This window comes from Winogradskyella pacifica, from assembly GCF_003386275.1.
Lineage (GTDB): Bacteria > Bacteroidota > Bacteroidia > Flavobacteriales > Flavobacteriaceae > Winogradskyella > Winogradskyella pacifica.
In genome coordinates this window covers 92,150-118,736 of sequence record NZ_QREI01000001.1, presented here as the reverse complement: position 1 = coordinate 118,736, position 26,587 = coordinate 92,150, and the positions used below count along the sequence as shown (strand labels likewise).

The 26,587-nt window shown below is 32.5% G+C and carries 26 protein-coding genes and 1 tRNA gene; 19 read left to right on the top strand and 8 right to left on the bottom strand.

Annotation, left to right across the window (positions count from 1 at the left end):
* Nucleotides 1-2: 2 nt before the first annotated feature.
* The 3 genes from DFQ09_RS00540 (at nt 3) to tpiA (ending at nt 3,080) form a co-directional block, all read left to right on the top strand.
* On the top strand, nt 3-1,097 hold the full coding sequence (locus tag DFQ09_RS00540) for a BT_3928 family protein (RefSeq protein ID WP_115807645.1): 1,095 nt from the start codon (nt 3-5) through the stop codon (nt 1,095-1,097).
* Nucleotides 1,098-1,171: 74 nt separating this feature from the next.
* Nucleotides 1,172-2,245, top strand: coding sequence for an ABC transporter permease (locus DFQ09_RS00535; RefSeq protein ID WP_115807644.1), 1,074 nt, complete (start codon nt 1,172-1,174; stop codon nt 2,243-2,245).
* Between the two features lie 85 nt (nt 2,246-2,330).
* Complete coding sequence (tpiA, locus tag DFQ09_RS00530) at nt 2,331-3,080, top strand: triose-phosphate isomerase (protein ID WP_115807643.1); 750 nt, start codon at nt 2,331-2,333, stop codon at nt 3,078-3,080.
* A 135-nt stretch (nt 3,081-3,215) separates the two neighbouring features.
* Here tpiA and DFQ09_RS00525 read toward each other — a convergent pair whose 3' ends face one another.
* On the bottom strand, nt 3,216-4,418 hold the full coding sequence (locus tag DFQ09_RS00525; RefSeq protein WP_115807642.1) for a porin: 1,203 nt from the start codon (nt 4,416-4,418) through the stop codon (nt 3,216-3,218).
* A 71-nt stretch (nt 4,419-4,489) separates the two neighbouring features.
* On the opposite strand from DFQ09_RS00525, the gene prmA reads away from it, so the two are divergent.
* Both prmA and DFQ09_RS00515 read left to right on the top strand, forming a co-directional pair.
* Nucleotides 4,490-5,326 (top strand): 50S ribosomal protein L11 methyltransferase, encoded by an 837-nt coding sequence (prmA, locus tag DFQ09_RS00520; protein WP_115807641.1) that lies wholly within the window; start codon nt 4,490-4,492, stop codon nt 5,324-5,326.
* Between the two features lie 66 nt (nt 5,327-5,392).
* Complete coding sequence (locus tag DFQ09_RS00515) at nt 5,393-5,665, top strand: ATP-dependent Clp protease adaptor ClpS (protein ID WP_092468387.1); 273 nt, start codon at nt 5,393-5,395, stop codon at nt 5,663-5,665.
* 57 nt (nt 5,666-5,722) lie between these two features.
* On the opposite strand, the gene DFQ09_RS00510 is transcribed toward DFQ09_RS00515, so the two are convergent.
* The 5 genes from DFQ09_RS00510 to DFQ09_RS00490 form a co-directional block, all read right to left on the bottom strand.
* The gene (locus DFQ09_RS00510; protein WP_115807640.1) at nt 5,723-7,129 is read right to left on the bottom strand and encodes an MBL fold metallo-hydrolase; all 1,407 of its coding nucleotides are present in this window, start codon (nt 7,127-7,129) and stop codon (nt 5,723-5,725) included.
* 71 nt (nt 7,130-7,200) lie between these two features.
* Nucleotides 7,201-8,004 carry a sulfite exporter TauE/SafE family protein gene (locus DFQ09_RS00505; protein ID WP_115807639.1) on the bottom strand — a complete coding sequence of 268 codons (804 nt, stop codon included), beginning with the start codon at nt 8,002-8,004 and terminating at the stop codon, nt 7,201-7,203.
* A gap of 1 nt (nt 8,005) precedes the next feature.
* Entirely contained in the window at nt 8,006-8,422 is a 417-nt protein-coding gene (locus tag DFQ09_RS00500) for a DUF6691 family protein (RefSeq protein ID WP_115807638.1), read from the bottom strand.
* Nucleotides 8,423-8,424: 2 nt separating this feature from the next.
* Nucleotides 8,425-8,982, bottom strand: a complete 558-nt coding sequence (locus tag DFQ09_RS00495) for a YeeE/YedE family protein (RefSeq protein WP_115807637.1) — start codon at nt 8,980-8,982, stop codon at nt 8,425-8,427.
* A 57-nt stretch (nt 8,983-9,039) separates the two neighbouring features.
* On the bottom strand, nt 9,040-9,675 hold the full coding sequence (locus DFQ09_RS00490) for a Crp/Fnr family transcriptional regulator (protein ID WP_115807636.1): 636 nt from the start codon (nt 9,673-9,675) through the stop codon (nt 9,040-9,042).
* 118 nt (nt 9,676-9,793) lie between these two features.
* On the opposite strand from DFQ09_RS00490, the gene DFQ09_RS00485 reads away from it, so the two are divergent.
* From DFQ09_RS00485 to DFQ09_RS00475, 3 genes are all read left to right on the top strand, one after another.
* A tRNA-Arg gene (locus DFQ09_RS00485) sits at nt 9,794-9,867 on the top strand.
* Nucleotides 9,868-10,099: 232 nt separating this feature from the next.
* Entirely contained in the window at nt 10,100-11,470 is a 1,371-nt protein-coding gene (locus DFQ09_RS00480; RefSeq protein ID WP_115807635.1) for a site-specific integrase, read from the top strand.
* Nucleotides 11,471-11,796: 326 nt separating this feature from the next.
* The gene (locus tag DFQ09_RS00475; protein ID WP_245940288.1) at nt 11,797-12,174 is read left to right on the top strand and encodes a BfmA/BtgA family mobilization protein; all 378 of its coding nucleotides are present in this window, start codon (nt 11,797-11,799) and stop codon (nt 12,172-12,174) included.
* Nucleotides 12,175-12,564: 390 nt separating this feature from the next.
* Here DFQ09_RS00475 and DFQ09_RS00470 read toward each other — a convergent pair whose 3' ends face one another.
* Nucleotides 12,565-13,134, bottom strand: coding sequence for an RNA polymerase sigma-70 factor (locus DFQ09_RS00470; RefSeq protein ID WP_245940287.1), 570 nt, complete (start codon nt 13,132-13,134; stop codon nt 12,565-12,567).
* Between the two features lie 398 nt (nt 13,135-13,532).
* Here DFQ09_RS00470 and DFQ09_RS00465 point away from each other — a divergent pair, with 398 nt between their 5' ends.
* Complete coding sequence (locus DFQ09_RS00465; protein ID WP_115807633.1) at nt 13,533-13,892, top strand: XRE family transcriptional regulator; 360 nt, start codon at nt 13,533-13,535, stop codon at nt 13,890-13,892.
* A 1,154-nt stretch (nt 13,893-15,046) separates the two neighbouring features.
* Here the strand turns inward: DFQ09_RS00465 and DFQ09_RS00455 are convergent.
* Nucleotides 15,047-15,373 (bottom strand): low molecular weight phosphatase family protein, encoded by a 327-nt coding sequence (locus tag DFQ09_RS00455; RefSeq protein WP_115807632.1) that lies wholly within the window; start codon nt 15,371-15,373, stop codon nt 15,047-15,049.
* A 195-nt stretch (nt 15,374-15,568) separates the two neighbouring features.
* Between DFQ09_RS00455 and DFQ09_RS00450 the strand changes: the two genes are divergently transcribed.
* The 10 genes from DFQ09_RS00450 to DFQ09_RS00405 all read left to right on the top strand — a co-directional run bounded on the left by DFQ09_RS00450 (nt 15,569) and on the right by DFQ09_RS00405 (nt 26,573).
* Nucleotides 15,569-16,126 (top strand): restriction endonuclease subunit S, encoded by a 558-nt coding sequence (locus tag DFQ09_RS00450; protein ID WP_115807631.1) that lies wholly within the window; start codon nt 15,569-15,571, stop codon nt 16,124-16,126.
* Nucleotides 16,126-17,652 carry a type I restriction-modification system subunit M gene (locus DFQ09_RS00445; protein ID WP_115807630.1) on the top strand — a complete coding sequence of 509 codons (1,527 nt, stop codon included), beginning with the start codon at nt 16,126-16,128 and terminating at the stop codon, nt 17,650-17,652. The genes DFQ09_RS00450 and DFQ09_RS00445 overlap by 1 nt, the downstream gene beginning before the upstream one ends.
* Nucleotides 17,649-18,461, top strand: a complete 813-nt coding sequence (locus DFQ09_RS00440; protein ID WP_115807629.1) for a hypothetical protein — start codon at nt 17,649-17,651, stop codon at nt 18,459-18,461. Before DFQ09_RS00445 ends, DFQ09_RS00440 begins: the two co-directional genes overlap by 4 nt.
* Nucleotides 18,458-19,681, top strand: coding sequence for a restriction endonuclease subunit S (locus tag DFQ09_RS00435; protein ID WP_115807628.1), 1,224 nt, complete (start codon nt 18,458-18,460; stop codon nt 19,679-19,681). Before DFQ09_RS00440 ends, DFQ09_RS00435 begins: the two co-directional genes overlap by 4 nt.
* Entirely contained in the window at nt 19,681-20,679 is a 999-nt protein-coding gene (locus tag DFQ09_RS00430; protein WP_115807627.1) for an adenylate/guanylate cyclase domain-containing protein, read from the top strand. Before DFQ09_RS00435 ends, DFQ09_RS00430 begins: the two co-directional genes overlap by 1 nt.
* A gap of 5 nt (nt 20,680-20,684) precedes the next feature.
* Nucleotides 20,685-21,206: a Pycsar system effector family protein gene (locus DFQ09_RS00425; RefSeq protein ID WP_147298300.1), complete on the top strand. Its 522-nt coding sequence runs from the start codon at nt 20,685-20,687 to the stop codon at nt 21,204-21,206.
* 1 nt (nt 21,207) lies between these two features.
* Complete coding sequence (locus DFQ09_RS00420) at nt 21,208-21,939, top strand: DUF3800 domain-containing protein (protein ID WP_115807625.1); 732 nt, start codon at nt 21,208-21,210, stop codon at nt 21,937-21,939.
* 3 nt (nt 21,940-21,942) lie between these two features.
* A complete protein-coding gene (locus DFQ09_RS00415) occupies nt 21,943-22,458 on the top strand; it encodes a hypothetical protein (RefSeq protein WP_115807624.1) in 516 nt (171 codons plus the stop codon).
* Between the two features lie 189 nt (nt 22,459-22,647).
* The gene (locus tag DFQ09_RS00410) at nt 22,648-25,878 is read left to right on the top strand and encodes a type I restriction endonuclease subunit R (RefSeq protein ID WP_115807623.1); all 3,231 of its coding nucleotides are present in this window, start codon (nt 22,648-22,650) and stop codon (nt 25,876-25,878) included.
* A complete protein-coding gene (locus DFQ09_RS00405) occupies nt 25,878-26,573 on the top strand; it encodes a M48 family metallopeptidase (RefSeq protein WP_115807622.1) in 696 nt (231 codons plus the stop codon). Before DFQ09_RS00410 ends, DFQ09_RS00405 begins: the two co-directional genes overlap by 1 nt.
* Nucleotides 26,574-26,587: the final 14 nt, after the last annotated feature.

Here is a 26,587-nt window from a genome sequence, read left to right as displayed (position 1 = left end):
TTATGAAATACATTGTACATCTTAGCAGAATTTTTACAGGAATATTATTTATTATTTCAGGGTTTATAAAACTGAATGATCCGCTTGGTTTTTCATACAAACTAGAAGAATATTTTGGGTCTGATGTTTTAAATTTGGAATTCCTAATTCCGTATGCCCTTGGTATTTCAGTTATTGTTGTGGTCTTTGAAGTCGTTTTAGGAGTCTTCTTATTAATTGGCTATAAACCTAAATTCACAGTTTGGAGTTTGTTATTGATGATTGTCTTTTTTACGTTCCTAACGTTTTATTCGGCGTATTTCGATAAAGTAAAAGACTGTGGTTGCTTTGGTGATGCCTTAAAATTAACACCATGGGAAAGCTTTACCAAAGATGTGGTGCTATTAGTGCTTACTTTAATTTTGTTTTTCGGTGTAAAACACATTAAACCTTTATTTTCTAAATTGCCAACAACAGTGATTGCACTATTGAGTTTTGTTGTGTCGCTTTGGTTTGGGTATCATGTATTAATGCATTTGCCATCTATAGATTTTAGAGCCTATGCGATTGATAAAAACTTATCTGAAGAAATGGCGATTCCTGAAGATGCTCAAAAACCAATTTTAGAATACACATGGACATTTAATGTCAATGGAGAAGAGCAAGAGTTTGTGACCAATGGAAGTTATCCTAGTGTAGATGGTGAGTATGTTGGAGTAGAAACTAAGACTATAGACGAAGGGTATATTCCTGCCATTCAAGATTTTTCTATTGAATCTGATGAAGAAGATTTAACAGGGTATTTCTTAGAACAAGAAAAATTAGTAATGGTAACCATGTACAACGTCACCAAAGGCGAAGCAGAAGGTATGGCAAAGTTGAAATCGTTTACAGATGAGGCTATTAAAAAAGGCTATACTGTAATTGGTTTATCGTCATCTGGTGCTGCGGATAAAGCGCAAGCAAAAGCAGAATATAATTTTAATTTCGATATTTATCTCTGTGACGAAAAAGTAGTTAAAACCATTGTGCGTGCAAATCCTGGAATCATCATATTAAACAAAGGAACTGTTGTAAACAAGGCGCATTGGAATGATATTGAAGATATTGAGTTATAGTTTATAACGTAGTATTTTAGTGTCAATTTTTAATTAAATGATGTTTTAACGGAGTTTTATAACAACCTATTTTTTTGATAAGATATTTAATCAATAAAATCTTTTATGCCTTTATCACCTTACTAGGTGTTATAACCGTCATTTTCTTTTTATTTAATAAACTTGGTGACCCTGCAAAAATGATGCTCGGACAAAACCAATCAGAAGAACAAGTCGCTGCGGTAAAGAAGAAATACGGATTTGATAAGCCTATCGGAACGCAGTTTTTATATTACCTGAATGATTTGTCACCAATTTCGTTTCACTCTAAAACGGAAAATGATTATACCTATTTAAGCCCAAATAAGTATACAGCAACAGAACTATTCAGCTTTGGGAATACCACTACGGTTATAAAAGCGCCGTATTTACGAGAGTCCTTTGCTAAACAAGGAAAGAAAGTAAGTCATATTATTGGTGAAACCATTCCAAATACGTTTGTTTTAGCAATTTCTGCTATTATTATCGCCATTGCCTTAGGTATTGTTTTCGGTATTATTTCGGCTTTATATAAGGACACTTGGATCGATAAAACAATTCAGATTTTAAGTACGTTTGGTATGAGTGTACCGTCCTTTTTTAGTGCCATTTTATTTGCATGGTTATTTGGTTTTGTATTACATAAATACACCAATTTAGAAATGACAGGTAGTTTATACGAACTCGATGACTTTGGCGAAAAGATGCGTATTCAATGGAAAAACTTAATCCTTCCAGCAATCGTTTTAGGGATTAGACCATTAGCCGTTGTGATTCAGTTAATGCGAAACTCGCTATTAGAAGTTTTAAACCAAGATTATATAAGAACGGCGCGAGCTAAAGGCTTGAGTGAGTTTCAGGTGATTAAAAATCATGCGGTTAAAAATGCTTTAAACCCTGTAGTTACTGCAATTTCAGGTTGGTTTGCATCGATGTTAGCAGGAGCTGTTTTTGTGGAATATATTTTTGGGTGGAACGGCTTAGGGAAAGAAATTGTAAATGCACTTAATACTTTAGATTTACCAGTAATAATGGGAGCTGTTTTAGTGATAGCGATTATATTTATTACGATTAATATTTTTGTAGATATCATTTATGCTTGGTTAGATCCAAGAGTGAAGTTATCATAATGAAATACTGACAATTGTCAATTTACTTTCATCTTTATTATGTTATTTTTGTGTACTGAAATTAAAAATTTAATATACTTATATTATGAGAAAACATATCGTAGCCGGAAACTGGAAAATGAATAATGATTTACCGCAATCGGAACTTCTGATAACAGATTTGTTAAAGCAAAATCAAACATCAGATGCTGAGGTTATGATTGCACCAACGTTTACCAACTTATGGCAAGCGTTTGAATCTTTAAGACAAGAGTCTATAGAGGTTATTGCTCAGAACATGCACTTTGCTGAAAACGGAGCATATACTGGTGAAATTAGCGCTAGTATGTTAAAAAGTATCGGAGTTAAAACGGTTATTTTAGGTCATAGTGAGCGTCGTGCGTATTTCAATGAAACGGACGAATCGTTAGCTAAAAAAGTGGATGCCGCTTTAGCAAATGATATGAGAACAATCTTCTGTTTTGGTGAAGAATTACAAGATAGAAAATCTGAAAACCATGAAGCTGTAGTAGAAAGTCAGATTAAAAATGCATTATTTCATTTAGAAGCTGATGCTTTTAAAAATATTGTTTTAGCATACGAACCAGTTTGGGCCATCGGAACAGGTGAAACTGCTAGTCCAGAGCAAGCACAAGATATGCATGCCTTTATTAGAAAAACCTTAGCAGATAAATATGGTAATGATGTTGCTGACTCTGTTTCTATCCTTTATGGTGGAAGTGTAAAGCCAGGAAACGCTAAAGAGATCTTTGGAAAACCAGATGTAGATGGTGGATTAATTGGAGGAGCCGCACTTAACGCAGAAGATTTCTATGCGATTGTAAATGCATTCTAAAAGATCTTAACTTATAAACTAAGTTTATAATAATTTAAAAAGTCCTTAAACTTTTGGAGATATCCAATGTGTTTAAGGACTTTTTTTTGCTTGAAATCTAAGTTGTTTTCTAGATTTCAATAAGTGTGAATTAGACTATATCCCTATTTCAACCTGAAATCTTAAATACCAATTGCTAGTAGTGCTAGAATCTAAATAGTTTAACTCTGTATTTGTAACTTCGGCTTGTAATTTTAAAGCATGTTCCCAAATATACTTCGTAACACCAAGACTGTATTGATTGGTTTGTGGTGTTAATGCTTCAATATCTTTGTGTGGTTCTTGGTAAGAATAACGGCCAATAACTTCGTAGTTATTGTCAAAAATATAACTCAATTGGGTGTCAAATCCATTTCCTGTAAAAACGTATTGAGAATCTAAAGCATCATCCGGATTAAACGTTATAGGATCATCAGCAGTTCTCTGCATATAAGCTGTTTGAAACGCCCAGCCATTATATTTTACAATAGCATCTAAAAATAGGGATTGTATGTCGCGTTGCGCAAACAACTCATCACCAATAGTACCACGTGTTCTTCGGGCATTATTATTGTAATGGTAAACACCAGAGAGCATTAATTTTGGACTTTTTTCACGTTTTATATCTCCTTCAAATAACATGCCGTTACTTTTAAAAGCACCAAAAGGAAAGAGTTCTAAACGCCCTGTAAACGCTAATCCGTTATCTGGTTCCTTCGTCCAGTTTCGACCTTCACCAGTACTAATCGCTGTTTTTACATTATAAGAAAACTTGTCTTGTAAATCATTCAGATAGTAGACTTGTAAACCAAAATCTCTGTCGATATTAAAACGTGCATTGTTTATAGAGCGATCTGTAAGTTGTAAAGCACCAGAGGAATTAATACGTTGCCTATTTCCAGGAAGTTTGGTTTGTCCGAAACCAATATTCCAATGCTCATCGGGTCTGTAAAATACAATCGCATCTCTAATAATGTTAAGATTGTCACCGTCCTCAATAGCACCAACATCATTTGGTGAAAACGATAATTGAATAACATAAATAATGCTTGGGTCACCAACATAACCATCAAAACGCAAACGCAAACGTCTAATCATGGCTTCATATCCATCTTCCTCATCTTCATTATATAGAGATGTGAATCGATTTTGCATTCTAAAACGAATGTTGAGTTTAAAAATACTATCCGGTGATGTAATTCCTAGACCTTTACCATAGCTATAATACGGTAATGCAGATAGTTTAATGTCGTTGTCATCTTGAGCAATGGTTACTTGAGATAGAACCAAAAATAGAATGCCTATAATATATTTATTCATATCATTTTAATTTGAAGCAAAAATACTAGTAACTAAATTAATGATTAGTAAATTTGCAAAAAAAAAGATTAATGTCCGAAATATATATAGGTTACACGTTTAAAGTAAGTCCTTTACAACCAGCAGTTGAGATTTTAATTGCAGAATTAGGTTATGCTGGTTTTGAAAGCTTTGTAGAAAATGAAGAAGGCGTCATAGCGTATATTCAAAAAGAGGAATGGAATGAAAACATTCTCGATGCTATTTATATTTTGAGTTCAGATGAATTTAAGATTGATTATACGTTTGAAGACATAGAACAAACCAATTGGAACGAAGAATGGGAGAAGAATTTTAATCCGATCGTCGTTGATGATTTGGTTTCTGTACGTGCGCCATTTCATGAGAAACGAGATGATGTAAAATATGATTTAATTATTGAGCCAAAAATGAGTTTTGGTACAGGACATCATGAAACCACACACATGATGATTCAGCATATATTACAAAACGATTTTAAAAATAAGTCGGTTTTAGATATGGGTTGTGGAACTGGAGTTTTAGCCATATTAGCTGAGAAAGTAGGTGCTACTAAATTAGATGCTATTGATATAGATAATTGGTGTTATTTAAATAGTTTAGAAAACGTAGAACGAAATGATTGTAAAAATATTTCGGTTTATGAAGGTGATGTAACGTTATTAAATGACAAAAAATACGACAGTATTATTGCGAACATCAATAGAAATATATTATTGGCTGATATATCAGAATATGCCAAATGTTTAAATGAAAACGGATCTTTATTTTTGAGTGGTTTTTACGAGCAAGATATTCCAATTATTGAAGCAGAGTGTAATAAGCAGATGTTAAAGTTGACTAAAACTCTGCAAAAAGGACAATGGGTGTCGTTAAAATTTATAAATTAGTAGTAATTAAAAATAGAGTCTGTCACACTAAGCACTGTAGATGATGTGCTTAAAAAGATATCCACTATGACAAAAGAAAAATATTCAGAAGAACTACTTCTAGAAGAAGAAGTATTAAAACAAAACGAAATCGTATTATTTAATGACGAAGTCAATACGTTTGACCATGTTATTGATACGCTTATTTATGCTTGCGATCACATGCCAGAACAAGCAGAGCAATGTGCACTGTTAGTGCATTATAAAGGTAAGTGTACCGTAAAAACAGGTTCTTATGACGATTTAGAACCACGCTGCTCTAAGCTTTTACAAGCAGGACTTAGCGCTGAAATAGTTTAAATAAAAAATCCCACATCATGTGGGATTTTTTATTTTATAATTGATATGTTTAACTTTTTACAACGTTGACGGACAAACAAAATTCGTCATTTTTAAATCTGTGTTTTTAATTGCGCCAAATCCACCAGCAATATCAACAAGCTTATCAAACCCTCTTGCTTTTAAAATAGAGGCTGCAATAACAGAACGATAACCACCTGCACAATGTACATAGTACGTTTTGTCTTTATCAACCTGATTCATGTTCTCATTAATAAGATCTAGTGAAAAATGTTGAACGCCTTCTAGATGAGTAGATTGGTATTCTCCATCTTTTCGTACATCTAATACATTAAGTTGATTTGCTTTTGCTCTATCTGCAAATTCTTCTGCAGAGATAGAATCTAAAGTTTCAATATCTTTTCCTGCTTTTTTCCAAGCGTCTAATCCGCCTTCAAGATAGCCCAAGGTGTTATCATAGCCAACACGAGATAATCTTGTAACAGCTTCTTTAGATTTACCCTCAGGAACCACCAATACAATAGGTTGTTTGATGTCTTTAATTAAAGCTCCAACCCATGGTGCAAAACCACCATTCAGCCCAATAAATATAGAATTTGGAATATGACTTTTTATAAAATCAGCTTGTGTTCTAACATCTAGTACTAAAGCAGATTCATGATTTGCCATCGCTTCAAACGCTTCTGGACTAAGAGGAACGTTTCCTGTTTTTAAAACCGTATCAAACGCATCATAACCCATCTTGTTCATCATGGCATTTTTCGCAAAGTATTGTGGAGGTGGTGCAATACCATCTAAAACTTCTTTTACAAATTCAGCTTTCGTCATGTCTGCTCTTAACGCATAATTTGTTTTTTTCTGTTCACCTAAAACACCTACAGTTTCTTTGCTCAGATTTTTTCCACAAGCAGAACCAGCGCCATGTGCAGGATAAACTATAACATCATCTGCTAAAGGCATAATTTTATTTCGAAGTGAATCGAATAACATTGCTGCTAAATCTTCTTTGGTTAAATCGGATTTAATGGCTAAATCTGGCCGTCCAACATCACCTAAAAATAAAGTGTCACCAGAAAAAATGGCGTGATCTTTTCCATTTTCGTCAATTAGTAAATAAGTAACTGATTCCAAAGTATGGCCAGGTGTATGTAAAACCTTTATAGTCACATTTCCTAGTTTCAATTCTTCACCGTCAGTAGCTGTATGGATGTCGTATTCTGTAGTTGCGCCTGGGCCAAATACAATCGTTGCACCTGTTTCTTTAGCTAAATCCACATGTCCAGAAACAAAATCAGCATGAAAATGAGTTTCTAAAATATATTTTATTTTTGAGTTATTCGCTTTTGCTTTATCAAGATATTGCTGAATTTCCCTAAGTGGATCAATTATAGCAACTTCTCCTTCCGATTCAATATAGTAAGCACCTTGTGCTAAACAGCCTGTGTATAATTGTTCTATTTTCATTATTAATTTATATGTATTACAAATTTACAAAACTTCATTTTTTTGCAGTGTGATAATTGTCACAAAGAGTGTTAAAACAATTCTTTGAAAATTATATAGATTGCCATGACTATGGTAAAATAGCCAAATCCACGTTTTAATTTTTTAGGACTAATTTTTTTCGACAATGCTAATCCGATAAAAATCCCAACTATTGAGATCACGGTAAACGTAATTAGAAAGCGCCAATCGATAGTTAATGTTTTTAAATCACCTAAAAACCCTATTAGGGATTGAATGGCAATTATAAACAACGATGTGCTAATGGCTTTTTTTATAGGAAGTTTTACTAATAATACTAATGCTGGTACTATTAAAAAGCCTCCTCCAGCTCCAACCAAGCCTGCCAATGCACCAATGCCGATAGCTTGCGTACCAATGGCGAAATAGTGAGTGTTATCTAATTTGGTTACAACACCTTCTTTATTGACAACTTTAGATTTAATCATTGACCAACCTGCCAAAAGCATAATGATAGCAAACAGCAACATAATAAATAGTGAATTTGTAAGCTGAAAATTACCGATTGAAAATAAAACCTCTGGTAAGTTAGGGATTACTAAACTTCTTACCGTAAATACAGTAAGTATTGATGGAATTGCAAATATAATAGCCGTTTTAAAGTCTATCGTCTTTTTCCTAATGTTGCGCACAGTACCAACTAAGGCTGTGCTTCCTACTATAAAAAGAGAATAGCCAGTTGCAATTATGGGACTGAAGCCTAAAAAATAGACTAAAATAGGAACCGTTAAAATAGAACCACCTCCACCTATTAGACCTAATACAAGTCCAACGATTAAAGCGCCTATATAACCTACAATTTCAATAAAATCCATTTTAATGTGGTAGTTTATCTTTTAATAACCCATAAACATAAGTGCCTAATAAGGCCGCAGCAATAACAATTATAATTGAAAAAGCGCCTGTGCCAATTAAAATATACATAGGTCCTGGGCAAGCTCCTGATAGCGCCCAACCCAAACCAAAGATTGTTCCTCCAAGGATATAGCGTGTAAAGCCACGGTCTTTTAAAGGAACTCTTAAGGTGGTGCCTTCTGTTGTTTGTATCTTTTTCTGCTTAGATATTAATAATAGAATCACACCGGTACCAACGGCAGTGCCAATAATACCATACATATGAAACGATTGAAATTTAAACATTTCAAAAATGCGATACCATGATACAGCTTCGGACTTTACTAAAACAATTCCGAAGAAAATACCGACTATAAAAAACTTTATATACTTGCCCATAATTAAAAGAGTATTGGAAAAATAAGATGAATCATTATGAGGCCTCCTAAAAAGAAACCAATAACAGCAATTAATGATGGTAATTGTAAACTACTTAGCCCTGTTATAGCATGGCCAGAAGTACAACCACCAGCGTAACGTGTACCGAAGCCAACAAGAAAACCGCCTACAATAAGAAGAGACATGCCCTTGATGCTAAATACAGCATCCCAACTAAATAACTCTGGCGGTAATAAACTTTGGCCAACATCGTTAAACCCAAGTGCAGTTAAGTCTTTAACCGTAGCTTCGCTGAGATCCATATTAATAGGGTTAGATAATAAATAGTGCGCTATAAAGCCACCAACGATAGCCCCTAATACAACAATGAGATTCCATTTTTGACTTTTCCAATCAAAATTAAAAAAGGCGACACGTTTACCTGCGCCTCCTATAGCGCATAGCGTTCTAAGATTAGAAGACATTCCGAAAGTTCTACCAAAATAGAGTAGTAGATACATTATGATTGCAATACATGGACCCGAAACATACCAAGGCCATGGTTGTAAAATAAATTCCATACGTTTAATTTGATACAAAAATAGCTTTATGATTTTAAGACTATGTGATAAATGTTACTAAAAGTCTAAAACCCGGATTTTGTTTCTACCGAGTTCAATTTTATTTTCTCGTTCTAATTGTTTTAATAATCGTGAAATTACAACCCGTGAAGTATTTAAATCTTCGGCAATTTCTTGGTGGGTGACTTCTAAATTAGTTGAGGCCGATAATTTAACTTGGTCAGTGAGGTGTTTAAACAAGCGCTCATCCATTTTCATAAAAGCGAGCGTGTCAATTGTTTCTAGCATCTCATCGAAACGGACTTGGTAACTTTGTAATATGAAGTTACGCCAGCTTTCATTAGAATTAAACCACAGTTTCATATTGGCAATAGGAATCATTATAACCGTAACGCCTTCATCTGCAATGGCTCTAATTTTACTGGTTGATTTTGACATACAACATGTTAAAGACATCGCACAAGTATCTCCTGTCTCTAAAACATAGAGTAAAAGTTCGTCACCATCAGTGTCTTCTCGTAAAACTTTAATATTTCCTTTAATTAAAAGGGGGATAAAATTTAAGTCTTGACCTATGTCTATAATAATATCAGCCTTCTGAAAAGTTTTAAGAAACGCAACATTGGCGATGCTATCGATTAGTTCTGAGTCGAATAGGTAATTAAATGGTTGAAGTAATTCTTTAGAAATCATACTTCAAAAATAGTAATTTAAAAATTTGAAATAAATAGTTTGGCTATCATTTAATAAATGTATTATATTTGCACCCACTTAAAAAAATACCATTAGGTATTATTAAAGTGAAAATAATGGCCTCGTGGCGCAACTGAATAGCGCACTTGATTACGGCTCAAGAGGTTACTGGTTTGAATCCAGTCGAGGTCACTAAAAGCTGTATTAAATAGCATCAAAACCACGCAAATCTACGGATTTGCGTGGTTTCGTGGTTTTTAGGGGTTCATTTAATTTGATGTTATTTGGTTTAAAATGATACCTAAAAGGTTACCTCTAATTTAAAAAGGTTACCTCGGGTGTATTTTAAGCTAAAATAATATAGCTCAATTGTTTGTTTGATTTGACGATCTGAATTTAAGTTTAACTTAATGCAACAACAATTATGAGAACAGTAAAAACACTTGGGGTTCATTTCTGGGTCAACAAGCAAAAAGAAATTAATGGAGAAGTACTTCTCTATGCACGAGTTACTATTGACCAAAAGCGTGTCAACATTAGTTTGAAAAGAAAAGTCCCATTAAAACTTTGGGATTCTAAACAACGAAAGGTAATTGGCAGTTCTTCAAAAGCCAAAGAAATTAATGAGTATTTGGAATTGACAAAATCAGAACTCTATAATCATTATCAAATTTTACGAAGTAGTAATAAATTAATAACAGCAGATGATATAAAAAATGAGTTTCTACAAGAAGGAGAAGACTCGAAAACTTTAATAGAGTTAATAAATTATCATAGGCTTAAAATTGAAAATACCCATGCGGTTGGTTCAATTAGAAATTTTAAAGTTTCTGAAGGTTATGTTATTCGTTTTCTTAAGAAAAAAAGGGTCACAGATATATCTCTATCTGATTTGAATTATAAATTCTTATGCGATTTTGAAACTTTTCTCAATGCTTACTACCCTAAAGGGCATCCAAAAGCAATGAGCCATAATACGGTTACAAAGCATATTCAACGTTTACGAAAAATAGTAACACTTGCTTATAATTTGGAATGGATAAAAGATGATCCCTTCCGAAGATGGAAATCGACCTTTGATAAAGTGGATAGAGAATTTTTATCCGATAGTGAGCTTTCGAGACTTGCAATACATCGGTTTTCAATTGACCGTTTAGACCGTGTAAGGGATCTTTTTGTTTTCAGCAGCTATACAGGAATTTCTTATGTTGATATTAAAAATCTAACAAAGAAGAATGTCTGGATAGGAGACGACGAAGGCAATAAATGGATTAGCACTTTTAGACAAAAAACCAATAGTAAAATTAAGATACCATTGTTATTTAGGGCAGAACAAATTCTTAAGAAATATGACTCACATCCAGTCACACAAATTTTAGGTACACTTTTACCTTCAATATCAAACGAGAAAGCAAACCTTTATTTGAAAGAGATTGCTACTGAGGTTGGAATTGATAAGAACCTGACCTTTCATATGGCACGGCACACATTTGCAACAACAGTTGCTTTAAGTAATGGAATGCCAATTGAAACGGTTTCAAAAATCTTGGGACATACTAAAATTACAACGACTCAAATTTATGCGCGCGTTATGGATCATAAGATAAAATCTGATATGGATGCGGTGCAGAAAAGACTCAATGAAAAAGCGAGGAAATTTGAAGAGGAAAATGAGCTTAAACATTTACGTGAAGAAATTGTGGAAGCTGAAAAGACGAAGTATTCTAATTTAACAAAGGAGCAATTAATTGAGAAACTGAGTGAAGTGCTCAATGAAAAATCTGATGAAAATTAAGCATTAATTTTTGTTTTCGAGATTTAAAAAGATACTAGTTAATAAAAGGTATTCCCATTTTAAAATGGATAAATTTTATCCAATTGTCATTTGGAATGCAAATGCAAAAAGTGGGTTTATAAGACTAAGGAGGGAATAGCAAGAGGATAACACGCTGCGCGATGTTATAATTATTCCCTTTTTTGTTTTAATTAACTTATTTTCAGTTGTTTATGTTGTGTTAGAGAGGTGTTCGAATATTCAAATTTGCGTTAAAATTGAGAAAAATCGCCGAAAACCCTTATAAACAGTAGAATGCATTATCCTAATTTTTAAAATTTAGCATTATGAGTAAGAATTTTTCAAGAATTAATTTTCACAATGAGACTGTCGAAAGATTTAAGAATTTTGCATTGGACAAGAATGAAAATTATACAGAAACAATGGAAGCAATGTTGGATTTTTTTGAAAAGAACCAAATCAATCCATTCGTTCCTTTTGACAATAGTATAAATAGTTTATCCATCCTAATAAATAAAAGAATGGATGCTGTTGAAAGTATTTTAAGAGAGATTGAAAAGCGTGATTTAATACCTACTAGAAAAATGTTGGAATCATTGTTTGTTAATCCAAAACCAACACAGTCAAGATTAGTAGAGGAAAAACTTATTAAGGTTCAGAATGAAAAAAACTTCGAAATGGAAATTAAAGTCCCAAAAATTTAATACGATCGTTTGGAGGGTAATATGAATTTATTAAAAAATGATTTGAGATGCATTTTAGGTAAAGTTAAGATTGTAAAAAGTACCTTCGCGAAGGATTATATAAAACTGGAACTAACTGAAAATGAAGTGTTAAATTTTAAAAGAAGGATAGATGTCAAATTTTAAATTGGCGGATTGATGTATTTATAATTATCCTAAATCCATATTGAATTTTTATTATGCTCACAAAGATATGTTATCTCTTTGAAGCCTATTGATCGCTATTAATAGCACCACAGCGATTTAAAGCATAAAGTTTTTTACTGACTTCAGTTTACATAATCTATCAAAATGGACAAGACGTCCTTTTTTGTATTGCAAATTGTAAAATATTACAATGAAAGTCGAAATTTAAAGTAAAACAAAAAAACTATTTAGATGACTTAACGCATTTCTTAGTTTTTTGTAGGCAATACGCTTTTGGGATTTAACGGTGTTGATCGATATAGACAGTTCTTCTGCAATTTCGTTATTGGTATATTCATTTAAGCTAAACCTTATGATCTTTTCACATTTATTGGGTAGTGTTTTCATTGCACTTTCCAAATTCTTATAAATGTCAACAATTACTATTTCGCTCAAAAAATGATCTTTTGTTTGAATTTTATAAAAGTCTGTATCTGGAGTTATCATCATTTTTTTATGATAGTTACTTCGTAAATAATCTAACGATTTATTTTTAACAGAGATATACAGAAACGATTTTATAGCATTATAGTTGGGGTGGGGCACTTTACGTTCCCAAGTTTTAATAAATACTTCTTGAACCACATCCTTAGACGTATCTAAATCTTTTAAATATCTGTTAGCGAATAGACATAACGAAGGGTACAAGTCGTCAAAAAGTGCCTTATACTTTTCTGAGGTCATATGTTGTGGTTTGCCTTGAAGCATTTTTTTAGGTTCTGTGGAACCACTCATTTAAATATACATTATACTATTCCTAGATATTTAGATTATAATTTACTAGGCGTTAAACAACTGTTTTCCAATACTACTCGTGAATGTTACAAAAAGAACACCGTCACTATTTAACTAAATGTAAAATACAAATAGGGTTGAAATTCAACTGACACGAATAGAGATACTGATATACTTTACTTTGATAAGAAAGCCCACGCCTTAGGCGTGGACCAATCTACTTATCATCTCATCTACAAAAATTACCAGTTTTCTATTCAGAGATTCAAAGCTAGAACTTCAAAGATTTTCTAATGTGAAGAATGGTAAAATTAGATAATTAATTACAATATAGTAAATAATTTATTCAATACAAATATGTATCGAATAAATTATACAATTTTTCCAACTTTTACAATGTGATAAAGTATAACGAAAAAGAACTACAACTTTTAAATATCCAAATAGGATGTGTTCTTAGATTAGCTAGATTGAAACAAGAACTTTCGCAACTTACTCTTTCACTAATGTTAAATTCTAACCCAACAATGGTGGGTAGGGTCGAAAGGTTTGAAAATGTAAGTAGTTGGGATAAAATTTATATAATCAGCCAACTTCTAGATATTGATTTCTGTGAATTATTTGTACTAAAAAGTAAAGATAGATTATTATCAATTCTAGAAGAATCAATAAACCTTGAAGATAAGCTTACTAAGGAAAAAAGAAACTATTACAGTTCTTTAAAAAGTAAGATTATTAATGAGTATGACTCTTTATAAAATTTGAATTGAAATTTATTTTACTCAATGAAATCATATTAAATTTATTATTATCAAATTCTTAAAGGTAAAAGTCTAGTTGGAATTCAATTATTTCAATAGGTGTTTAGCTGGCGTTTCTTCGACAAGTTTTCAATCTAATTTTTTTAAAATTTAAAAGTAACAAAACATGAGTTCAGTTTCAACTGCAAACTGTGATTTGACACTAACCACAGAAATGCTCGAAAGCTTTTTGTTAAGCCAGAACCTAAACATATTGCACGGCATCTTTCGGGTAAGTGAGGTTGAAAGACTGTATAAACATTTATGGTTAAAATAGCACCAAAAACCCTTTTAGGTTTGTTCGATAGATGTTGGGGCTTGCAGCGCTACGCTCGCTGACTTTATTTTATGTTCATTGTTATGTAATATAAAAATTATAAATTACAGTCATCAAAGATTTGGCAATTAAATCTATTTACTGCCAAATCTTTGAATTGGGTCTGATCAAACGAGGGCAAAAATTAACTAAATTCACCTTTGATTATAAAGCAAAGATAAATAGTACCCTTGTTTAATTTTTAATTCACATCTGCACGTGACATTCAATCGCCATTTAGGCTAACATTTTAAAAAGTCGAAGATTGCCCAACGCTTAAAAGCCAGCAACTTTAAATCTTCGTCTTTTCAAAATGCCACTTTCGAATAAAATTTGCGAACGCTTGGCAAAATTTGACGGTTTGTAAGTGATCGCTAAGATTTTATTTTTATACCCATTAAGGTATAATTTACTCTATAAAAATAATAGTATACCCAAAAAGGTATATTTTTTGAACATTTTATTAATTTACCCATAAGGGTATATTAATGAAAGATTAGAATCGACATAATGCTACTGCTGAATTTGTTAGGGTGTGCAGTAAAGAAAGTAAAATGACACAGTTGAAGCTATCACATTTAACTGGTGTTGGTTGGGCTTTGCTTTGTGCATGATCTTAAACCGGGTAAACCAAATTTAATGACTGCAAAGGTAAATGAAGTTCTAATATTTTTTGGACATGAATTATCAACAACACCTATAAGTGATGAGACGAGGAGAAATTTGAATGCGTAATCACGAAAGTATTTTATGCATTATGAAATACTACTTTAGAATTACCATTATAATGGTAATTCTATAACAACACCTTCTCTTCTAAAATCGAAATCAAATCACCATCATAATACTTATAAACATCTGGTATATCTAATACTTTAATTTTTGAATAATAGGTAGATCCTGTATGCTTCTGTATTTGCACAAGATGTCTTTTTTCCATTACATAAACAGCCTCAGCCCATATTAATAAATCCTCTGTAAGTTCTGTAGTCCCTTCTTTTCGACAAATTTTAAGATTGGTGCCAGCACTCAAAAATTCGTGGATGCTATATTTTGAAGCAAAGTAATCCTCTGCAGTTTTAGACCGCTGTTTATTAGCCGAACATATAAATAATACTTTCATAAACTCTCATTATTAGCTTTTGTGAACCTATTTCAATAGAAATAAATATTTTATTAAATAAAATTTCACCTAAAAACACTAGTAAAAGTAGCCGCTTTCGCTAGACTAAACATAATTGTACATAAATAACAATAAAATTAATTAGGATTCAAACCTAAATTACTATACATTTGTACGTAGATAACAACAAATAAAATGAAACTTAAAGAAATCACTACAATATCCTCGGGCATAAATGAGCGCAGAAATCCTCAAGGAACCATCTACTACTTAGGTGCTAGTGATTTTGTAGATTTTCACTCTATTAATCCGCTTATCGAACCTAGCCTAATGCCATCATCAAAGTTAGAAAAACATTTTTTAACTAAAGAAGATATTGTGGTTTTAGCAAAAGGACATAACGGATTTATTGCACACACCTTAAAGCATTTTGTCAAACCTATGGTTGCTTCATCTGTATTTATGGTACTACGCGATACAATAACTTCGGTAATACCTAGCTATATAGCTTGGTATATTAATTTAGAAAGTACTCAAAAAGAATTGAGAGGTTATAGTCGTGGTACTGCATTGCCAGCTATTAACAGAACAATACTTGGAGAATTAGATATAGAAATCCCAACATTAGAAATTCAAAAAAACATTGTAGCTATTGACGAACTTAAAAAACAAGAATCTAAATTGACAAAACAATTAGATCATTTAAAAACAACCAAATTAGAATTATTACTAAAAAATAAAATACAATCATAATGAGCAATAAAATTAAATCCGAAGACATCAATAAAGTTATTTGGCAAGCCTGCGATACCTTTAGAGGTGTTATAGATCCTAGTCAGTATAAAGATTACATCTTAGTGATGTTATTCTTAAAATATGTATCTGACACCTATACAGAGAAGTACGAAGTACATCTTAAAAAATACGATGGCGATATTTCGCGTGCGCAACGTGCTATGGCTTCTGAGCGTTTTATAGTACCAGAACATAGTCATTTTAACTCTTTATATAACAAACGTACTGAACCTAATATTGGAGAGTTAATTGATATTGCTCTTGCAGATTTAGAGGATGCTAACCGTGAAAAATTAACAAGTAGTGATGGTGCAGGAATTTTTAGAAACATCAGTTTTAACAGTAGTAATCTAGGAGATAAAAAAGACAAGAATTCAAGACTTAAAAATCTACTTACAGATTTTAATAAGCTAGATGTAAGACCTTCAGCATTAGATGGACAAGATGTTTTAGGGGATACTTACGAGTTTCTTATCTCAAACTTTGCAAGTGATGCTGGTAAAAAGGCGGGTGAATTTTATACGCCAAAAGAAGTCTCTACATTACTTGCGCGATTAACAAAATCAAAACCAGGAGCGCGTATTTACGATCCTACGTGTGGCTCTGCATCACTATTAATTAAAGCAGGACAACAAGTAGGCGATTCTAACTTTTCATTATATGGACAAGAAGCTAATGGAAGCACTTGGGCACTAGCAATGATGAATATGTTTTTACACGGTTTTGATAATGCCTCTATACGTTGGGGAGACACATTACGAAACCCTAAACATACAGAAGGCGATAATCTTATGAAGTTTGATACAGTTGTAGCAAATCCGCCTTTTTCATTAGACAAATGGGGACACGATGAAGCAGAAGACGATAAGTACAACCGTTTTAACCGTGGTGTGCCACCTAAAAGCAAAGGAGACTGGGCGTTTATATCACACATGATAGAGAGTGCTTATGAAGGTACAGGTGTGATAGGTGTTGTGGTTCCTCACGGTGTACTTTTTAGAAGTGGTGCAGAAGGACGCATACGTAAACGTGTCATAGAAGACAATCTTTTGGATGCAGTAATTGGCTTGCCGGCTAACTTATTTTTTGGAACTGGTATTCCTGCGGCCATACTCATTTTTAATAAAGGAAAAGACAAACGTACAGACACTTTATTTATAGATGCCAGTCAAGAATATGATAGTGGTAAAAATCAAAACGTACTTTCTGAAAAACACCTAGACCATATTGTAGACACTTATATAAGTTTTCGCAAAAGCGGAATGCCTTCAGGTGTAGTAGAAGATAAATACAGTTATGTCTCTACTCTCGAGGAGATGGAAGAAAACGAATACAACCTTAATATTCCACGGTATGTAGACACCTTTGAAGAAGAAGCAGAAATTAATATCACAGAAGTTCAAACAGAAATTACTAAATTAGAAAATGAACTTGTTGGAGTGCGTGAAGAGATGAGTAAATACTTAAAGGAATTAGGCTTATGATTGTAATAGCAGAAAAAGAAACCAATCTTTTACAAGAGATAGAAAATCATATTTTAGAAGGTTTAAAAAAAGGATATGATCAAAATCTTTATTTTACACAAAACTATACAGATTTTCAATCGCGCATAATTGAGTATTTAATAACTGTAAATATTGCTCAAAATTTAGAAAAACATTGCTTTAGAAAAGGTTTGGCTGTTAATTTAGAATACCCTATTGAAAATTTTTATAACGGTGCTTTTCCTAGTGTGAAATTTCCAGAAGAATTATTTGGTGGTAAATTATTAAATAGAAAAGATCATAATCCTATAAATAATAAAAGTAAAAGAATTGATATTACAATTACAGAGGATTCTATGCATAATTCTGGCTACTTGTCTAATCAACAAAGATCATTAGTAGGTATAGAAGTCAAAGCATTGAATCCGGATTTTAACAAAATAAAAGAAGATGTACTAAGAATTGTAAATGCATTAAATTTAAAAGACTCAATTTGTCACAATCAAATTCTTTCAGGTTATATCTGTTTTTTTAGAAGGTTTGATAAAGACAATCAAACGCTTAATAAGATCCAGATAGAGAAGTTAAAAAAGAAAGAAATTGAGAAGTGGTCTAAAATAATTAACGAATATTCTCTTGAATTCACTGATTTAAACTTTGAAATTATTCCTAAAAAATTAAAAGAAAGTCCTGTTGAAGACATCCCATCTTTTGGAGATAATTCTGCACATGAAAACTATCAAGATTACGCCGATAACTCTGGGTTAGTAATGGCATATTTAATTAAAGTAACACACAAGAGATTATGATGCCTATAAAGAAAAATAACATACCTTCTAAACTAGGATTTAAAGAAACCAAATTAGGATGGATTCCTGAAGATTGGGTGATTGACAAGTTAGATAATTTAATTACTCTAGAATCAGGTCAACATCTAGATAAAGAAGACTATAGCTCTAAAAAAACGGGAATTCCTTATTTCACGGGCCCGACCGATATAACTAATTCAATAAGCAAAGTCAAAAAATGGACTGATGTTCGCAATAAAGTGTCATTTAAAGGAGAAGTTCTAATTACAGTTAAGGGTTCTGGAGTGGGAGCCTTAGCTTTATGTAGTTTAACTGAAGTCGCTCTAGGCAGGCAATTAATGTCTATTAATGGAGTGAAATCAGACAACCTATTTTTATTTTATATTCTGAATGAAAAGAGATATAAATTTCAACAATTGGCTTCAGGAAATATGATACCTGGACTTTCACGAAAGGATATTTTATTGACAAAATCTATCATTCCACCGCTCCCAGAACAAAAAATCATTGCCAACTGCCTAAGCACTTGGGACACTGCCATAACAAAACAAGATGCTTTAATAAAAGCAAAACAACAACTTAAAAAAGCCTTAATGCAACAATTGTTAAGTGGTGAAAAACGGTTGTCTGGGTTTAATAAAGAGTGGGAGGAAAAGCGTGTTGAAGATTTCGCAAGTGAGTATAGTGAAAAAAATGATGCAAATGAACCTATTGAAGTCCTATCCTGTACTAAATATGATGGCCTAGTACCTTCGTTAGAATATTTTGGAAGACAAGTTTTTGGAGATGATTTATCAAAATACAAAATAGTTCCTCACGGATATTTTGCTTATGCTACAAATCATATAGAAGAAGGATCTATCGGATATCAAGACTTCAATAAATTTGGTTTAGTTAGTCCTATGTATACGATTTTTAAAACCAAAGAAACAATAGATGATAATTATCTTTTTAAAGTTTTAAAGTCTCATAAACTCATTCACGAGTATAACAGAAGAATGGAAGGATCTATTGATCGTCGTGGTGGATTAAGATGGAAAAATTTTAAAGGAATTAAGATTAATATGCCTCCTATAAAAGAACAAATTGCCATAGCCCAAGTTTTAAACACGGCAGACCAAGAAATAAGCTTACTAACAACCCAACGCAACCAATTGCAATTGCAAAAAAAAGGCTTAATGCAACAATTGCTTAGTGGTAAAAAAAGATTAAAAGTATAATGGCTGTAAAGAAAATTATACAAGAAATCGATGGAGATATTAAAGACATCTTAAGTACTGATTTTTCATATACTTCTACTAAGTATGTGCCTAACTTAGATGACAGCGCACTCACTTTTGGTAACACAGAAGAAAAGAAAGCAAAAGTAATAAACACTTGTGTCCTTTTTGTAGACATTAGAGGTTCGATCGCTTTAACCAGAAAGTATCATACTAAAACTATGGGTAAGTTATATTCTGCTTTCTCTAAAGCGGTATTAAAAGCAGCGCATCATCATAGTGGTTACGTTAGAAATATTATTGGAGACCGAGTGATGGTGGTGTTTCCTTCTGATAATTGTTACAGAAATGCAGTCCATTGTGCAATTACCATTAATCATTTATGTACCCAAATAATTGACACCGAATTTACAAGTATGGATTTTAAATGCGGTATTGGTGTAGATTATGGAGAATTAAAAGTGATCAAAGTAGGTACGCCAAAGAAAGGTACAGAAGCAAATGAAAACAGAGGCTTGGTTTGGACTGGGTATCCTGCAAACCTTGCTTCTAGGCTTACGGATACTGCTAATAAGATGGTTAAAGAGGTTTATTATTTAGTAAAGCGAAATCCTTCTAATAATATTGGTTTTTTAGATTTTAATTTAGGTCTTGCAAATCCTCCTGGAGTAACACCTTTAAGTAGACTTGGTTTACCAACGTATTCAGATATTATAGAAACAGTAGAAATGACACCAGAAAAGTTTGCAGCTTCTATACAAACCTCATCGACAGGTAGTGTATACGTGTCCGGTGGAAAATTTATAAGCTTTGAAAAGAAAATTAGAAAAACAGAATATCCAGCTATATTAATTTCTAAAGCAGTATATAATGGCTATAAAAAAGAAAATGCAGATGGAAATGATGTTATATATAAATGGTGGGAAAAAGAAACTTATAAAGTTAAGGATGTTAATAACGAGGTTTACGGCTCTAATTTAACTTGGAAAATAAAATAAAAAATATGAATAAAGAATTATTAGAAATACACAGCAATGTTAAAGATTGGCTAAAATTTGCTGAAGCTAAAAACGCAATGCTTGTAGTATTTAATTCAGCCTCTATATATGGCGTTGCTAAGCTTCCCTTTTTAAACAAAGCAGAAGAGCCAAATTTTATAGATAACTACTTTTCATTTATAATTATTTTATTAATTATCTCTACAGTCACTTGTTTAATTTCATTTGTACCTCGCCTTAAATTTATACTCCTAAGTATTTCAAATTCCAAAGAAAAAAATAATATTTTCTTTTTTGAACATTTAGGAAAAAGCACACCTAAAAAGATTTTAGAATCTCTAAAAGGCAAAGGTGTAAAAGAAGAATTCTCAGAAGTTGATGAAGACATAGCTGTTCAAATTCATTCCCTAGCAAATGTAGCTACTAGAAAATATAGCCTATTTACAATTGCTGTTTGGATAACAGTCAGTGCTTACATTAATCCTATAGTCGCTGCAATTTTCGCAGCCTACACATATAAAAAATAATATGCCAGAAAACTACGAATATAATATCTACATAGACGAGAGTTGCCATTTAGAAAATGACAAACAACCTTTAATGTGTATTGGTTATACAAAAATTGCATCAGAGAACTACGTCGCTTTCAAACAAGCCATAAAGGGTTTAAAGCTAAAACATAAATCTCCTACCGAGATTAAATGGAACAAACTCTCTTATTCCAGAATAGGATTATATAAAGATTATATTGATTTTTTCTTTGAAAATGAGATACAATTTAGAGCTATTTTGGTTAAAAATAAAAACCAATTAGACCACTCTAAATACAATAAAGGGGATCATAATTCTTTTTACTACACATTAGTTTTTCTATTACTGCGTAATCCTTGGGTAAATTACTTAGAAACACCTCATAAAGTAACTTTAGACATAAAAGACACAAGAGGAAAGGAACGTTTAAATAAGTTAGACACCAGGCTTAATGCAGAGTACAGGGAAAAGTACAGCAGAGACTCTCCTTTTAATTTTTTTCAGCATATTAGATCAGATGAAAACGAGTTTTTGCAAATGGCAGATTTCTTTATTGGCGCAATAACCTTTAAAGCAAGAAAATTACATAAGCAAGAAAATGCTTCAAAGGTTAAAATAGAAATTATTAAATATTTAGAAGAAAAATCTGGATATGCTATACATGACGGAACACCTCCTTTTGAAGAAAAGTTCAATATTTTCGATTTTCAAATTCAAATTCAAAAATAAGATATGATGAATTATTTTGAGGAAGAACACGAACTAGATATTGTGGAAGATCTATTTGAATATTTAGATTTAGACGAACCAACATCAGATCAAATGTATACGCTTTATGGGGTTTTTAAAAAGGATATGATAGAAGAGCCTATTTATATAAACGGAATTCAGGTCGCCTATGACAAAAGAAAGTCAAGGCATCCGTTGTTTAGAGGTAGGCCTTCTGGTTTTGAACATGTTTGCACAAGAGAAAGCAAACATTCAGGCAAAAGAAATTTTGATCCAGAACGAGCAAATAAAATTCATTGGATAAAACCAGTTGTGAATTGTAAAGAAGATACAAGAGTACGTTATTTTGAACGCATCCATGCAAATGGTAAAAATCAACAGTATTACTGGTTATATGAAAAAGATTATGTAGTTATTATAAGAGAAATAACCAATTCTTTACAATTAGTAACAGCATTTAAGGTAGATGATATAGAGAGAAGAAGGTTTCAAAATTGGCACAATGAATACCCAAATTAAAGGCAAAAAAAAACCTCACTTCGTAAGTGAGGAACGTATCTTTAGGCAATACGAACGATGCAACAAGTGCTAAGCCAAGTCCTGTACCCTTTGGGTAATGACACTGCAAAAGTAACTAAATTTTGCTTATAAACAAAATATCAACAATCATACCGTTTCGCTTAGAGCGGTTTTGTAATGAACAAAACTATGGAAACACCTTCGTTTAAAGAAGATCATATTTCACAAATACCTGCATTGCAGTTATTAATTAATATGGGCTACAACTACCTCAACCAAGAAGAAGCTATAAAAGCGAGAGGTGATAAAACATCTAGTATTTTATTAGAGGATATTTTGCGTAAACAATTACATAAAATTAATATAGCACGTGTCTCTTCAAATAAAGTAGTTCCGTTTACAGATAATAATATTGAAAATGCAATCATAGCATTGAGAGATATACCTATGGTAGATGGTTATATGTCCACTAGTGAGAAAATCTATGAGCTTCTAACTCTTGGTGTTTCATTAGATCAAAGCATAGAAGGAGATCGTAAAAGTTTTGATTTACAGTATATCGATTGGGAATATCCAGAAAAAAACATATTCCACGTAACAGAAGAGTTTAGTGTCCTTCGTTCTGGATTAAAAGAGCATTACAGACCAGACATTGTATTGTTTGTAAATGGTATTCCACTTTGTGTTATAGAGTGTAAAAGACCAGATATGAAAGAGCCTTTAACACAAGCTATATCACAAAACCTACGCAATCAAAAAGAGGATGGTATTCGTCCATTATATGCAATGGCGCAGTTAATAATGGCGGTGACAGTGAATGAAGGTAGTTATGCTACAACAGGGACTCCAGAAAAATTTTGGGCACAATGGCAAGAAGATTTTAAAAAACCTAATGGAGGTATTGATAAAGAAAAAGAAGCACGCTTTCGCGAAAGTATTTATAAACTAAAAAACACACCTCTTGCAGATTCAATAAAGCAACGCTTATTTAACGAACGTTTCTACTACGTCCGCAAACATTTTGACGCATTAGAAGTAGAAGAAATAAAAGCAACGCCTCAAGATGACTATATATACAGCCTATGCAGCAAAGAACGTTTATTAGATCTCATATATAATTTTACATTGTTTGATAATGGTTCTAAAAAAGTAGCACGTTATCAGCAGTTTTTTGCCATAAAAAAGGCAATGAAGCAAATTAAAAAATTAAATAATGGACAGCGTACAGGTGGTGTGGTATGGCATACGCAAGGAAGTGGAAAGTCACTTACAATGGTGATGCTTGCCCAAGCTATTGCAATGGAGTCAAGTATCTTGAATCCAAAAATTATTTTAGTTACAGATAGAACAGATCTAGATACTCAAATCACGGGTACATTTAGAAAATGTGGAATGGATGTAGATAACGCTAAAACAGGATCGCAACTAGTAGAATTATTACATACAGAAAGTGATGCTGTAGTAACTACAATCATCAATAAATTTGAATCTGCAGTAAAGAAAATAAAAAAACCACTCACTAGTAATAACATCTTTGTATTAGTAGATGAAGGACACCGTACCCAACACGGTACCTTTAATATTGAAATGCAAAAAACATTACCTAATGCGTGCTTTATAGCATTTACAGGAACTCCATTATTTAAAAAAGACAAGAGTACATTATCAAAATTTGGTACGCTTATAGATAGTTATACGGTAGATCAAGCGGTAAAAGATAAAGCTGTAGTGCCATTATTATATGAAGGGCGTCACGCAATACAGGACGTTAATGCAGCGCCTCTAGATAACTTTTTTAATATGGTGTCAGAGCCATTAAATGATTATGAAAAAGCGGATCTTAAAAAGAAATTTTCTAGAGCAGATCAACTTAATATTGCCGATCAAAAAATTTATGCAATCGCCTGGGATATTACTAATCATTATGTAAAGAATTTTCAAAAAACAAAATTCAAAGGCCAAATTGTATGTCAGTCTAAAGCAGCTGCTGTAAAATATAAAAACTATTTAGATGAAATAGGTAAAGTAACCTCAGCACTTGTAATATCTCCTCCAGACGAACGTGAAGGTGAAGACACCGCCTATGGAAAAACGAATGATTTAGTAAAAACGTTTTGGCACAAAATGATGGACGAACACGGTTCTCCAAAAAAATACCAAAAGAATATTGTAAACCGTTTTAAAAACGATAATAAACCAGAATTAATCATAGTTGTAGATAAACTACTCACAGGTTTTGATGCACCTAATAATATAGTACTGTACTTAACCAGAAAATTATTAGGCCATACGCTATTACAAGCTATTGCACGTGTAAACCGTGTAAGCCCAGATAAAGATTATGGTTATATAATAGATTACTATGGTGTTCTTGAAGAGTTGGACTCAGCATTAAAGACCTACTCTACATTTGACGATTTTGATGAAGATCAATTACATGGAACGCTAACAAATATTAGTGAAGAAATAGAACAATTGCCACAAATACATAGTGATCTTTGGCAACTTTTTTCATCTATTACAAATAAGAAAGATGCAGAAGGATACCAACAACTACTAAGGGACGAAGCACTACGAAATAAGTTCTATGATCAACTAGCAAAATATGCGCGCATATTAAAATTAGCACTGTCATCTATTGTTTTTCATAAAGAGACAGAAGAAAAACGAATTGCAAAATATAAAGAAGACTTATCCTTCTTTATGAAATTGCGCACAGCTGTAGCATCAAGGTATTCTGATAAGATAGATTATAAAAAATACGAAGGTCAAATTCAGAAATTAATTGATACACATATACCGACTTCAGATGTTGTGACACTTACAGAACTAGTAAATATTTTTGACAGAGAAGCGTTTGATGAAGAAATAGAAAAAGCAACAGGACAAGCTGCTAAGGCAGATATGATTGCCTCAAGAACAGCAAAGCATATCTCTGAAAAAATGGATGAAGATCCAGCGTTTTATAAACGTTTTTCGCAATTAATTAAAGAAACTATTGAGGACTATCTACAAGGTAGAATTGATGAAACGGTTTATCTACAAAGGATTAAAGAAGCTAAAGACGCGGTATTGAGTAGAACAGACTCTAGTATACCTGCTTCTTTGGAAGACAAAGAAGTAGCTAGAGCATTTTTTGGAATAGGTATTGAAGAATTTCAGTCTCGTAATGATGATAAAGCAACGGTACTTATAATAGCAGAAGAATTAGCACTTAAAGCAGATGATATTATTCTTAATCTACGTCGAGTGGATTGGTCGGGTAAAAGCGGTACAGATGTTCAAAAGAAAATGATTTTCCTTATTGGGGATTTTATTATAGATCATATTCGAGACAAATATGACCTAAAATTGAGTTTCCAAGATATCGACAAAATTGCAGAACGTATTGTAGAAGTAGCTAAAATAAGATATAAATAATGCGTCGCACACTAATATATGGCTCTGAAGAAATAGTATATAACTTGAACTTTCGTGAAAGAAAAACATTAGGTATTACCGTGCATCCTGATCGTTCTACTGAAGTGAATGCTCCAGTTGGAAGTAGTATAGAAAAAATAGAAGAGAAAGTCCGAAAGAGAGCGTCATGGATATTAAAACAACAGGATCATTTTTTATCATTTGAACCTAGAAATACAGTCCGCAAATATGTCTCAGGTGAATCTCACTTGTATCTAGGTAGACAATACCAGCTTTTAGTAGTAAAAAGCAATGAAGAAATCGTAAAGCATACAGGACGCAATATCGAAGTAAGAACAAGTGATGTCAGCAAAATAGAACAATTATTAGAATCCTGGTACTTAGAGAAGGCAAGAGCTTGGTTCCATACCATAGCGCAACCATTAATAGAACATTTTAAAAAATATGAAGTGGCACCTAATAAATTAGAAATTAGAAAAATGCCACACCGTTGGGGTTCTTGTTCTACAAATGGAAGAATTCTTTTAAATCCAGAACTAATTAAAGCGCCTAAAGTATGTATAGAATACGTAATCATTCATGAACTCTGTCATCTAGTGCATAGAGATCATACGCAAGCTTTTTTTGACTTACAAGAAAAAGAGTTTCCAGAATGGAAGAAATGGAAGAACAAATTGGAGATACTATTGGCCTAAACAATTATTTAAAA